Origin of the sequence: Lysinibacillus sp. fls2-241-R2A-57 (assembly GCF_030209535.1) — a bacterium.
Lineage (GTDB): Bacteria > Bacillota > Bacilli > Bacillales_A > Planococcaceae > Lysinibacillus.
This window is the reverse complement of sequence record NZ_JARVRU010000003.1, coordinates 1-12,310: the sequence shown is the minus strand read 5'-3', so window position 1 is coordinate 12,310 and position 12,310 is coordinate 1. Positions and strand designations below refer to the sequence as shown.

The window sequence follows — 12,310 nt, the reverse complement described above, 5'->3', positions numbered from 1 at the left end:
TTCGCCGCAGAACAAAGCTGCTTCCTACGGGAAAGTGAATAGCATGTAGCGGAAATCAGAGCCTTCAAATTTTATTAGGATAGAAAAAATGGTTAATCAACACGCCTGATGAAATACTAAAAAAGAAAATTTGAGTAAAGGGATTATACTTCCTATTAGGTAGACAGATGAAAAAATAAAATCTGTTTATTTTAGGCTCATCACCAAAAGTTGTGGATGAAATTTGTTAAGACGTATGAACTGTATATAAGTTGACCTTCGTTCCGACTGGGCGACTCCTTGGGGATCAGCGTAACAGATGAGACCCTGCAGCGAAGCGAAGCGGCTCATCGGGCGCCCCCAGGAAGCTTTGCTCTGTGCGAAAGCGTAGCGTCAGCAACAACAAATGTTTTATCTGTGCGAAAGCGAAGCGACAGCAACAACAAATGTTTTATCTGTGCGAAAGCGAAGCGACAGCAACAAAGCGCCCAGTCGGAACGGAAATCAACCACACGTTATGGTGATGAGCCTTATTTTATGGGGATTTGTAAATATTCAGCAGTTGGATGACTATTGAATTATGTCATATGAGGGATACATTTTTAATTGTTTGGCTAAATCATAAATTGCTGTTTTTACAAATGAATCCATTTGACTTTCTAGACGAGATTTAGAGTAAATAAGTTGAATCTTTCTATTAAGTGTCATATCGTGTAAGTCCTTTTTGATCAAAAGTCCTGATTTTAACTCGTCTTCGATTAGAGCAACTGACAAAAAGGCAATTGTTTTTCCGAAAGTAAGCATCTTCTTAATAGTACTAACAGAATCTAGCTCGATCGTATAAATGGATGGATGAAATGGGTCCATCCATTTTTCTATAAAATGATTCGTTGAACTAGAGGATGTATGCAATAATACTTTGTTTTTTAGGACGTCTCCTTTTGAGATGTCCTTTTTTGCTGCAAGCTCATGGGTAGGGCTTAATGCCAATACAAGTTCGTCTTCACCAATTGTTTCGTAGACAAGGGACGAATTTTCTTGTTTTGTTTCCATAATTAGCCCGAAATCTAATTCTTGAAGAGCTACCTTTTGTTCAATTTCGGGTGCTGTTTTTACTTCAAGAGATATACGAATGTCTGGGTAAGCTGTTGAAACGAGATGAATAATATCCGGCATAAAAATATGTGCAGGTAGCCCGCTTGCTCCAAGTCGAATAGAGCCGATATTGCCTGCTAAAAGATTTTCAAAAAAGCGGTTCATGTCTTTTTGTAGTTGTACAATTTGGCGAGCGTAATGATAGAGTCCTTCTCCCGCTTCTGTTAAACGGTATCCACCTGCATTTGTCCGAAATAAACGGATGCCATATTCCTCTTCAATTGAGCGAATATGAAAGGATACTGTCGGTGCTGTTAGACCAAGCTCTTTGGCAACAGGAGCTAATTTTTTTAATTCTACAAGTAGGCAAAATGCCTGTAATTTCATATTATTCATTTTATCCTCCTAAAGTAAATTAGAAAAAATCTTGCATTTGCTTTAGTTTATTAGATTTTTTTTAACGAGTTATTAATAGTGTATTAATATTTTCTAAATATCTGGAATTTATAGTTGTAATTAACAGGGAGGATATTATGAAAATCTCATTAACGAATATCGAGAAAAAATATGGACAGGCTCAAGCGCTATGGCCCATCAATATTGAGTTGGATAGCAAATTCATTACAATCTTAGGACAATCAGGCTGTGGAAAGACAACGTTATTAAAAATATTAGCAGGTCTTGAACAACCGACAAATGGAGAAATTAGTTTTGATGAAACAATTATTTATTCATCCAAACTCCGTAAAAATGTAAAACCAAATAAGCGAAATATGACAATGGTTTTTCAAGATTTTGCATTATGGCCTCATATGACTATTTTCCAAAACATTGCTTTTGGCTTGAAGGGAATTGTTCCAAAGTCAGAAATTCCGGCACGAGTAGAGCATGTTATGCGATTGGTGAAAATGGAAGGATTTGAAAAACGTAAGCCGGGTGAGTTATCTGGAGGACAGCAGCAACGGGTAGCGCTTGCGAGGGCACTTGCGACAAATCCAAAGCTTATTTTGTTTGATGAACCTTTATCGGCGCTCGATGCAGTACTAAGAGAAAAAATGCAAGATGAAATCATGCATATTATTCATGAGTTAGATTGCCAGGCAATTTTTGTCACACATGATCAAACAGAGGCTATGGCAATGTCAGATCAAATTATCGTGATGGAGGCAGGAAGAATTGCACAAGTAGGAACGCCAGAAGAAATATATCACGCCCCAGCAACACCGTATGTAGCAGATTTTATCGGCAAAGTGAACTGGTTTGATAAAGGTAATTATATTGTGCGACCTGAAGGAGTTTCCAGAGTAGCACGCCCAGGAACAATTGCGAAACAAGCGATGATTGTGAAAAGTACCTTTGTTGGTGATCGATATTTAGTACAGGCACAGGTAGATGGGAAGCATTGGAGTTTTTACGAGGCAGAGCCTATAGAACATGGTAAGCAGCTTGAGGTTTTTATTGATGAAAAACAAATATATCAATTGGAGGGTTTACATTGAAAAAACGAAGTATAAAACTATTTGCTACAGCTGGGATTCTTTTAACATTAGCGTTAGCGGGCTGTGGAAATAAAACAGTAGAGAGCGATAAAGAATCAAGTGTAAAGCCGAAAGAAGAACAAACTTTAACGGTATATTCTGCTGGTCCAGATGGTTTAGCAGCGAATATTCAACAAGCATTTGAAGAGAAAACAGGAATAAAAGTAGAGATGTTCCAAGGGACAACAGGTAAAATATTATCGCGTTTAGAAGCAGAGAAAAATAACCCTGTAGCAGACGTTGTCGTACTAGCCTCTGTCGCTTCAATGGATGGCTTAAAGGAAACAGATCAGCTTCAAAGCTATAAAGACGCTGCAAATGCAAAGAAAATCAATAGCGATTGGTCAGATGCAGAAGGTTATTACTATGGTTATAGTGCTTCAGCTTTAGGAATTGCTTATAATACAAAAAATACACAACAGGCTCCGGAAGAATGGACAGATTTAGGAAAAGCCGAATGGGAAAATAAAATTAATATACCAGATCCAAGTATGTCAGGCTCTGCTGTAGATTTCCTATACGGATATACAGAAGCGGAAAAAACAGCTTGGACTACGATGGAGAAGTGGAAAGAAAATGGTTTACAGGTGAATGGTGCTAATAAGGAAGCGTTAGATGCTGTTATTACTGGTGATAAAAATGCCACAATTTCAGGGGTAGATTACATGGCCTATAAAGCAAAAGCTGATGGAGAGCCAGTAGAAATTGTTTATCCAAAAAGCGGGACAGTTGTCAGCCCACGAGCTGTTGGTATTTTGAAGGATGCAAAAAATGTAGAGAGTGCAAAAGCGTACGTTGATTTTTTACTGTCAGATGAAGGGCAAAAGCTTGTCGCAGACGCTTACTTACTACCAGGCAACAAAGATATACCTGTAAAGGATCGAGCAGCTTTGGATGAAATTCCTCAGCTAAACGTGAACTGGGAGGGTGCAGAAGCGAAGCAACTTGAAGTATTAACTAAATTCAATGATATTTTTCGTTAAGTAGTTTTGGGAGGTTTTTTTAGCCTCCTTTAAGTTTCTCTAGGGGAGGATTGAACTATCAATGATTATGGAAGGCAGACGAACTTTTGGATTGTTACTGACACTTGTCATCACGTTTGCTATCGCACCGTTAATTGCCATTGTGTTCTATACATTTATGAAAGAAGGGCAATTAGATGTTTCACAAATTAATAGAATGTTTGCCAATGAGAGAGTGTGGCAAACGCTTGGAAACTCTATCCTATTAGGAGTTTTAGTTATTATAGGGACAACAATTATAGCATTCCCCATGGCGTTAATAAGAACGAAAACAAGCTTGTATAAATATAATTGGCTAGATATTGTTCTAACGATTCCGTTTATGACTCCACCGTATATTGGCTCGATGGGCTGGATATTGTTTATGCAAAATAATGGATTTCTCCAACAGCTATTTCCAAGTGCTTCTTGGATGACTGAAGCGTTCTTCTCTTTATCTGGAATGGTCATGATTATGAGCCTGCATCTTTTTCCTTTTTTATATTTAATGCTAAAAAATACGTTATTAAGAATCAATGGCTCCTTTCTTGATGCTGCACTCATTTTTGGACGAAGTCCTTGGAGAAATTGGATGAAGATAGTTTTGCCTTTATTGGTTTCTAGCTACGTTCTAGGAAGTTTGCTAATTTTCATCAAAACATTAGCTGAATTTGGAACACCTGCAACATTTGGTAGTCGAATTGGTTTTCAAGTATTTACGACTGAAATCCACTCTTACCTATCTAGATGGCCAGTAGACATAAGTATGGCGACCACGCTGTCATTATTTTTACTGTCAGTTTGTCTCGTCATCTGGTATTTTCAAAATCTTATTGGACGCAAATATACATATAGCGTGCTTTCTGGAAAAACACCAGCTATTCGTGAAATCAAAGATAAGTGGTATGTCAAGCTCAGTTCATGGCTTTTGGTGGGGATCATCATTTTGCTATCAATCGGTATTCCTTATTTTTCGATTATCGTGACATCTTTGCAGAAAGTTAGGGGAGATGGTTTGCAAGCAGGGAATTTTAGTTTTGCCTCCTACCAGGAAGTGTTTACAAGTGGAAGTGCTGGATTGTCAGCATTTTTAAATAGTGTTGTTTTCTCCATAATCACAGCTGTCGTTACGGCGATTATTGGTTTGTTCATTGCCTTATACATTAAAAAAGGAGAAACGAAAAAGCAGCAAGTATTAGATTTCTTTAGTTTAATGCCTAACATTATTCCTGGAATTGTTTTTGTTGTTGGGTTAATTATGTTTTGGAATGCACCGTGGCTACCAGCGACCATTTATAATACGAAGACAATGGTTGTGGTCACGTATTGTGTACTTTTTTTACCGTATTCTGTGCAATATATAAAGTCCTCTTTATCACAATTAGATTCTTCGATATTCCAATCAGCAGCTATTTTTGGGAGAAGTAGTTGGGTTGTTTATCGACAAATCATCATGCCATTATTAATGAAGGGAATTCTAGCTGGGATGACGATGACGTTTATTATTTCAATGCGTGAGCTTGTCGCTGGATTACTTATTTTGCCCCCTTCAGTAGAGACTGGCGCAACATTTATTTACAGTCAATTTGAGCAAGGAAATGTCGGGGAAGGAATGGCTGTAGCAGTAATAACAGTCATCATGACCGTTATTTTCATGTTGCTGTTTGCCTGGCTACAAAAAAGGGGAGGGCATGCGGATGCTTAATATAGAGATTTTAGGTGGGGTCGGTGAGTATGGCCGTAACTGCTTTTTCATTGAAAATAATGGACATGCTATTTTACTCGATTGCGGAGTGATGAATAATCGACAGAAATCTCCTCCGAATTTAACACAAGCTCATGTGGCAAAGCTTGATGCAGTGTTTATTTCCCATTCACATATAGATCATGTAGGTGCTCTTCCTTTGCTTGAGACATTGGGATACAGAGGGCCGATCATTATGAGTAAAATGACTGCGCAGCAATTAAAACAGCCATGCCAACATACAAGAACCTTTCAACCAGAATCTATTGGAAAGTGGTTAGTTGTTAGTAACTGTCTTGCCTTTCAATGGGGCTACAGTGGACATTTAATAGGAAGTGTTTGGTATAAAATCCGGTTTTTTGAGGAGGTGATTTTTTACTCTGGCGACTATGTGGTGGATTCCTTTTTGTTGAAAGCAGAGCTGCCGATAGAGGACTGGACTGTATATGATGTAGCTATTATTGATAGCGGTCATGTGGAGAAGCGCATCAATAATTTAGAAGTATTGCAGCAAGTGTCAGAATTTATTCATGCAAATCCAAGCTGCCCAATTATTTTCCCGTCTTCTTTTTCAGGAAAAACAGCAGATGTTGCTATCTATCTTTTTCAGCATACGACAAGGGCGATACGTATTGATCATGAATTGTTGTCTTTATTTGATAATTATTATGAGGCACCTGAAAATTTATTGTCTACCAATACAATGTTGCAACCGTTTAAACTAGAATGTTTGGCAAAGATAACAGAAAGTGAAAACACCATTTATTTTATGCCTGAGCGTGATGAAGCGAAATTAGTGGAGCTACTTCATAAAAACCCAACAGCTATAGTGATCTTTACGGGATATTGGCATAAAGGCAACTATAGAATTCAATTATCCAAAAATCAACATAAGGAATTTTTTTATAAAACGCATCCAGATTATCATGATATCATCGCACTTTCTAAGAAAATAAATGCACATAAAACTATCTATTTTCACAGTTCATTAACGAATAGGGAAACGACTTTCTTGCAATTACTAAAGGAGGAGATCATATGAAGAAATTTTTCGTAACTTTTTGTTTAATAGGCATTGTACTTGTTAGCGCTATTAGCTTTGATTCCACACAAGCGAAAGCAGCAATTGAGCCAGAGCATGAAATTAAATTCAATATTAAATCTGAACTTTTTGCTGAATCAGATATTTTAAATGTTTTTCAAGCTACAAAAAAAGATGAGGTAAAGGTTTATTTCTTTGATACTCCAAATAAAGATTTTTTAAATGAGGATTATATCCACCGTTTGCGTGTCTACAATGGGAGCAATAAAATGGATATTACCTATAAAAAGAGATTTTTAAATACACCTTTAGATGAAGCGATCGCAATAACAGAAAGTCATGGTTTTACGGGAGCAGAGTCCAACTATAAATTTGAAATGGATATTAAGGGTGGTAATCGGACATTCACGATAAGTCGTAAGGAATCATTAAAGACTACATCTAAAGTTTCCTATGATACAGTCGATGCAAACGCTGCGAAAAAATTAATTTTAGACAATGTTCCGAAGAAAATTTTAAATTGGCATTCTGAAGCATGGTATCAAAATACATTATCTCTAGCTGTAGTTTATGGTCCTGCAAAGGCAACAACATATAAAGGAAGCTTTGCGGGCTATGAGGCAGATATTGAAGTTTGGCAATATCAAGGCGAGACGATGGTAGAGCTATCAACGAAAGAGGAAGATGCATTAAAGGCTGCTGTTATAGAAAAAGAATGGCATGATCAATTAGAATCTGCAGGTTATTTAAGCGTTGATCAACGTGGAAAAACGGCATTTGTAATGGATATGTAATTTAAATTAATTCGCGACACTTCTAGGAATAGCGAGCAAGCTGTGGTGCTTGTCACTCGTTTGAAGAAGTGGAGCGAATTTTTTTCTTTTTGGTGTGAAGTAGAATTGAAGGTAAATAAAAACAAAGAAAAATTTGTTCTAACTTTTTCAATTTAGCTTACACTTACTATAGGACGAACTTTGTGTTGAACAGAGGAGGAAATAACATAGCGAAAAAGATGGGAATTGTCGCGCTACTTTTATTCGGTGTTTATGTGCTTTGTATGTATTGGTATATATTCCATAGCGACGGTGGTGCAATACCACGAGCGTTGCAAGGAACAGCTGCAGATCCAGTGATGTTTATGTCTGAAAAAGAACTATATTTAAGTGGTGAATATTCTAAAATACGGAACTTTCTATTCTTTGTTGCTACACCTTTGGAATGGTTAATTTATTTCATGATATTAATTATGGGTGTATCACGTTATTTCGAAAAGGTAGCGACGTCACAAACTAAATGGAAGCTGCTACAAAATGCAAGTTACTTATTCTTATTATCACTTTTATTATATGTTGTACTATTTCCACTCGATTATTATCGTTACAATTTAAGCAAAATTTATGGCATTAGTACACAAGGATTTTCGTCCTGGATGCGAGATGGCCTTATCGATTTTTGGGTTAACTTTGCCATGAGCTTTATTATTGTGTCTGTCATTTATTGGCTCATCAAAAAAAGTGCCAAAAGATGGTGGCTATATGCTTGGTTCTTAACGATTCCATTTACAATATTTGTGATGTTCATTCAACCTGTTGTTATTGATCCTTTATACAATGATTTTTATCCGTTAAAAAATAAGGAGCTAGAGGCGAAAATCCTGTCTATTGCTGCACAGGCAAATATACCAGCAGAGCATGTATATGAAGTCAATATGGCAGAAAAAACAAATGCCTTAAATGCCTATGTAACGGGTATTGGCAGTAATTCGAGAATTGTCCTATGGGATACAACCTTAAATCGTTTAACAGATAATGAAATATTATTTATTATGGCACATGAAATGGGACATTACGTTGAGAAGCATATTTATTTTGGTATTGCAGGGTACCTTTTGTTGTCATTGCTAGGATTATGGCTAACAGCAAAATGTATGAGGTGGTTGGTTAGACGTTACGGACAGGTATTAAAAATTAAAAAAATCAGTGATATAAGTTCTTACCCATTATTTTTACTGATAACATCTGTTTTATTATTTGCTTCAAGTCCTCTGTCCAATTATATTTCAAGGTATCAAGAAACGAGAGCCGATCAATATGCGATTTCACTTACAGGTGATCGAGAGTCGGCAGTTACTGCATTCCAGAAGCTGACGATATCTGGTTTAAGTGAGGTAAATCCAAAGTTACTTGTAAAATGGTTCCGTTATACACATCCACCAATGCTTGATCGTATTAATAAGGTAGCGGAGAAAGAAGGAGAGAAAAAAGTGGAGCCTTTAAAAGAAGTGCCAATAAAAGAGGAGCAGAAAAAAGAACATCAGAAAAAATAATAACGAAGTCTTTAATAGAAAAAGTGCAATACTAGGTTTTGTGAACAAATAGGTTGGGTATTATAAAATCAAAACTCATTTTTCGTTTCAATGTTAGGGGAATTGTTATGCGTAATATTGTCGTTATTACACTTTCATCGGTATTAATCGCCTTTGCTTACAATTTTTTGTTAATTCCACATGAGATTTTAAGTGGTGGTTTAAGTGGGATTGCCATTATGCTAGGGATTATCACACCAGTGAATACAGGGATTTTAAATTTACTTTTGAATTTACCATTGCTTATTATAGGGGTCATGAAGCTAGGAAAGCGGTTCATTGGATACACTATACTTTCGGTCGTCGTACTATCCGTAAGCTTGTATATTATTCCTGTTTATAAAGCTACACAAGAACCGATTCTTGCCTCTTTATTTGGCGGAGTTATTGTAGGATTGGGGACGGGTATAATTTTTCGTGCATCCGGTTCCTCTGGAGGTTTTGATATTATAGCGATGCTACTAAGTCGCAAACGGGATTTTCCGCTCGGTACATTAATCTCCGTAATGAATGGGATTGTTGTAACTATTTCCGGATTCGTTTTTAGCTGGGACGCTGCATTACTAACACTCGTATCGATTTATGCTACAGGGAAGGTTGTTGACACCATTCATACGAGTCATATTAAATTGACGCTAATGATTATTACGAGCAAGGGCGAGGAAGTGAGGCAGCTGCTACTATCTAAGCTTTATAGAGGTGTCACTATTGTGGATGCGAAGGGTGCTTATTCAGGCGAAGGACGTAAAGTTTTAATAACCGTCATTACGCGCTATCAGCTTGCCGAAGTTAAAAGCATGATAAAGGAAGCGGATGAAAAAGCCTTTGTTAATATATTACAAACAGTAGAAGTCATTGGCATGTTTGATAGAGGCTTAAAGTAAGCGATATCGGGGGAGAAATGCCCCCGATATAACGCTTGAGCAAATATCGTGTTGCTGCCGCTACGCTTTCGCACAGAAAACATTTTGTTGCAGCCGCTTTGCTTTCGCTAAGAAAACGCCTATCAGAGGGAAATCAATCTAAAAATAAATAGTTATTCCCTTCTACACACGTTATTGGTTATAATAAATATAATCGAACGTGTGTTTTTATATTGTTGGAGGGGATAAAAATGGACAAAGAAACAATTCATTCGTATTGCTTAAAGCTTCATGGTACAACACATGATTACAAAGTAGAATGGGCAGCGGATCGCTATCATATTGGGGGAAAAATGTATGGGATGATGGGCGGAGATGCAACTGGAAGACCGGTACTTACATTGAAATGTGAACCTAATCGAGCTGAGGAGTTAAGAGAAGCTTATGAAGGTATTATTCCAGGTTATTATATGAATAAAACACATTGGAATTCAATCTATATGGATGCAGAGGATGTACCGATCGATTTAGTTGAAAATCTAATCAAACATTCGTATGAGTTAGTTTTCGGAAAGCTAACAAAAAAAGCTCAGCAAGAGATTAATTTAAAAAGATAGATAAATTAAAGGACATTACATATTAGTCATATAAAATATGTAATGTCCTTTCTTATTCAACGAACGCCCCTTTTAGTTGAACAAGGAAGTTATTTTAAAAGATATTCTTCTAATAATGCTCTTAAATTAAATCTATTCTTGTATTCTAATTATCTTCGTATATATTTTTCTATTATTTATTTATTAGTTTCTTTGCTGTAGTAAAAATACTGCTAGACCAATTAAGATGAGTGCGATTCCTATACCTTGTTGTAAAGAAATGACCTCATCCAAAATGAAATAAGCGAGTATACAAGTTCCAATCGTCTCTCCTAGTATACTCATTGAAATAACTGAGGTACTTAGCCATTTCAACAACCAATTAAAAATCGTTTGTCCTAATATCGTTGCAATAAATGCTAATCCAATAAAGGACAACCAGGTTTGTGTGGAATAATTAACGAAAGAAATTTGCTGACTGAAAACAAAAATACTTAAAAATAGTGCACTACTGGTATAACCGATAATTGAATAAGGGATAAGAGATAGCTTTTTACGAATATACTGGCCAATGAAGAAGTAGGCCGTAATAACACCTGCTGCAATAAAAGCAAGTATATCGCCAAATAATGCCTGTCCACTAATTTGAAAATCTTGCCATCCAATGACAATACTTCCGGTAATCGCTACGAGACAGCCCATAATAGCACCTTTACTGAAGCGCTCTTTGAATAGAAAATAACCGCCCACCATTGAAAAAAGTGGCTGTAATGTGACGATGACAGTCGAACTTGCTACTGATGTGTAATTTAATGATTCAAACCACAATAAATAATGTGCTGCCAGAAATAAACCTGAGAGTAATCCAAGTCCCCATTGTTTTTTTGACAACGAACCTAATTCTTTACGGTTCTTTTTATTTACTAATAAAAATGGCAAAAGCATTACTGCTGCAAAAAGCATCCGATAAAATGCTGTAATTGTCGCAGGTGCATCTGCTAATTTCACAAAAATTGCTGAAGTAGACAATGCAATTACGCCCAAAAATAAGGTAGTGTAAGAAATAAGCGGTGATTTCAATACTGTTCCCCCTTGATGTTTGTTTACTATAATAAAATTAATATATTATAATGTACAAATGTAAGTATAAAATATTTATGTTATTGAAAAAAGCATTATTTCTCTATGTTTAGTATGTCAGCACAAAAGGCATCAAACATACATTATTTTAAAGGGGTATTTGCTATGAAAAATCATCGCTTAGGACAAACAGTATTAAACTATCGTAAGAAAAATGGTATGACAATTCGTGAGTTTGCTGAATATGCAGGAATTAGTACATCACTTATTAGCCAAATTGAAAGAGGACAAGGGAATCCGTCGTTAAGTGTACTAGAGTTAATTGCACAAGCACTAAACGTGCCACTTTTTACTCTGTTTGTTAATGAAATTGATACAGATTCCCTCATTTCCAGAAAGCAAGATCGAAAGAAAGTATATCGTGAAAATAGTGACCATATTGTCTATGATGTATTAACACCAGACTTTATGAAGGCGCATATTGAACTCTTAATGATGGATTTGAATGCACATACTACTACTACAGAGAGTCATTACTCACATGACGATAAAGAAGAGATTGCTGTGGTTATGAAAGGTCAAGCATATGTTGAACTGGAAGGAACCGAATATTTTTTAGATGAAGGAGATGTCGTACGCATTCCACCGAATGTTAAACACCGATTTTTGAACAAGAGTGATGAAACTAATCATATTTTATTTGTATTAACCCCATCATTAGTTTAAATAGCTCCTCCACATGCAAATATTAAAAGAGAGAGTGACTTTAACCACTAAAAAGGGGACCTTCCAAAAATCGATCAATCATCGATTTTAGGAACAGCCCCACAAAATAGTATACAATCGAAAATGAAAAAGGAATCTGCAATTTTTACTAGCTTTACTGCGAAGAAAGCAGGTTCCTTTTTCATTAATGTAACAGGCGTGTTGGTTAGGAAAAAATAGGTTTATTTTGATCGATGAAAGGGTTTTTCTTGTTGCTATTTAGTATCGAGCCCCAAAACAGA

Annotated in this window: 12 protein-coding genes; 10 read left to right on the top strand and 2 right to left on the bottom strand. The window is 36.3% G+C overall.

Features of this window, described 5'->3' with window-relative positions; genetic code table 11:
* Positions 1-279 precede the first annotated feature (279 nt).
* Entirely contained in the window at positions 280-549 is a 270-nt protein-coding gene (locus QRN68_RS00995; RefSeq protein WP_285394717.1) for a hypothetical protein, read from the top strand.
* On the opposite strand, the gene QRN68_RS00990 is transcribed toward QRN68_RS00995, so the two are convergent.
* Positions 550-1,470 (bottom strand): LysR family transcriptional regulator, encoded by a 921-nt coding sequence (locus tag QRN68_RS00990; RefSeq protein ID WP_285394715.1) that lies wholly within the window; start codon positions 1,468-1,470, stop codon positions 550-552. It lies immediately after the preceding gene.
* 137 nt (positions 1,471-1,607) lie between these two features.
* Between QRN68_RS00990 and QRN68_RS27005 the strand changes: the two genes are divergently transcribed.
* The 8 genes from QRN68_RS27005 to QRN68_RS00950 all read left to right on the top strand — a co-directional run bounded on the left by QRN68_RS27005 (position 1,608) and on the right by QRN68_RS00950 (position 10,244).
* Positions 1,608-2,573, top strand: coding sequence for an ABC transporter ATP-binding protein (locus QRN68_RS27005; RefSeq protein ID WP_285394713.1), 966 nt, complete (start codon positions 1,608-1,610; stop codon positions 2,571-2,573).
* Positions 2,570-3,595 (top strand): ABC transporter substrate-binding protein, encoded by a 1,026-nt coding sequence (locus tag QRN68_RS00980; RefSeq protein ID WP_285394711.1) that lies wholly within the window; start codon positions 2,570-2,572, stop codon positions 3,593-3,595. The genes QRN68_RS27005 and QRN68_RS00980 overlap by 4 nt, the downstream gene beginning before the upstream one ends.
* A 61-nt stretch (positions 3,596-3,656) precedes the next feature.
* Positions 3,657-5,318, top strand: coding sequence for an ABC transporter permease (locus QRN68_RS00975; RefSeq protein WP_285394709.1), 1,662 nt, complete (start codon positions 3,657-3,659; stop codon positions 5,316-5,318).
* On the top strand, positions 5,311-6,399 hold the full coding sequence (locus tag QRN68_RS00970) for an MBL fold metallo-hydrolase (protein ID WP_285394708.1): 1,089 nt from the start codon (positions 5,311-5,313) through the stop codon (positions 6,397-6,399). The genes QRN68_RS00975 and QRN68_RS00970 overlap by 8 nt, the downstream gene beginning before the upstream one ends.
* On the top strand, positions 6,396-7,193 hold the full coding sequence (locus QRN68_RS00965; RefSeq protein WP_285394707.1) for a CYTH domain-containing protein: 798 nt from the start codon (positions 6,396-6,398) through the stop codon (positions 7,191-7,193). The genes QRN68_RS00970 and QRN68_RS00965 overlap by 4 nt, the downstream gene beginning before the upstream one ends.
* Positions 7,194-7,399: 206 nt before the next feature.
* Positions 7,400-8,725 carry a M48 family metallopeptidase gene (locus QRN68_RS00960; protein WP_285394741.1) on the top strand — a complete coding sequence of 442 codons (1,326 nt, stop codon included), beginning with the start codon at positions 7,400-7,402 and terminating at the stop codon, positions 8,723-8,725.
* Between the two features lie 107 nt (positions 8,726-8,832).
* Positions 8,833-9,648 carry a YitT family protein gene (locus tag QRN68_RS00955; protein WP_285394706.1) on the top strand — a complete coding sequence of 272 codons (816 nt, stop codon included), beginning with the start codon at positions 8,833-8,835 and terminating at the stop codon, positions 9,646-9,648.
* A 230-nt stretch (positions 9,649-9,878) separates the two neighbouring features.
* A complete protein-coding gene (locus QRN68_RS00950) occupies positions 9,879-10,244 on the top strand; it encodes an MmcQ/YjbR family DNA-binding protein (RefSeq protein WP_285394705.1) in 366 nt (121 codons plus the stop codon).
* Between the two features lie 183 nt (positions 10,245-10,427).
* On the opposite strand, the gene QRN68_RS00945 is transcribed toward QRN68_RS00950, so the two are convergent.
* Positions 10,428-11,303, bottom strand: coding sequence for a DMT family transporter (locus tag QRN68_RS00945; protein WP_285394704.1), 876 nt, complete (start codon positions 11,301-11,303; stop codon positions 10,428-10,430).
* 114 nt (positions 11,304-11,417) lie between these two features.
* Here QRN68_RS00945 and QRN68_RS00940 point away from each other — a divergent pair, with 114 nt between their 5' ends.
* Positions 11,418-12,029, top strand: a complete 612-nt coding sequence (locus QRN68_RS00940; RefSeq protein WP_285394702.1) for a helix-turn-helix domain-containing protein — start codon at positions 11,418-11,420, stop codon at positions 12,027-12,029.
* Positions 12,030-12,310: the final 281 nt, after the last annotated feature.

Coding starts and splice junctions, on each gene's coding strand:
- QRN68_RS00990 (WP_285394715.1), bottom strand. CDS start 1,470: ATGAATAATATGAAATTACAGGCATTTTGCCTACTTGTAGAATTAAAA.
- QRN68_RS27005 (WP_285394713.1), top strand. CDS start 1,608: ATGAAAATCTCATTAACGAATATCGAGAAAAAATATGGACAGGCTCAA.
- QRN68_RS00975 (WP_285394709.1), top strand. CDS start 3,657: ATGATTATGGAAGGCAGACGAACTTTTGGATTGTTACTGACACTTGTC.
- QRN68_RS00970 (WP_285394708.1), top strand. CDS start 5,311: ATGCTTAATATAGAGATTTTAGGTGGGGTCGGTGAGTATGGCCGTAAC.
- QRN68_RS00965 (WP_285394707.1), top strand. CDS start 6,396: ATGAAGAAATTTTTCGTAACTTTTTGTTTAATAGGCATTGTACTTGTT.
- QRN68_RS00955 (WP_285394706.1), top strand. CDS start 8,833: ATGCGTAATATTGTCGTTATTACACTTTCATCGGTATTAATCGCCTTT.
- QRN68_RS00950 (WP_285394705.1), top strand. CDS start 9,879: ATGGACAAAGAAACAATTCATTCGTATTGCTTAAAGCTTCATGGTACA.
- QRN68_RS00940 (WP_285394702.1), top strand. CDS start 11,418: ATGTCAGCACAAAAGGCATCAAACATACATTATTTTAAAGGGGTATTT.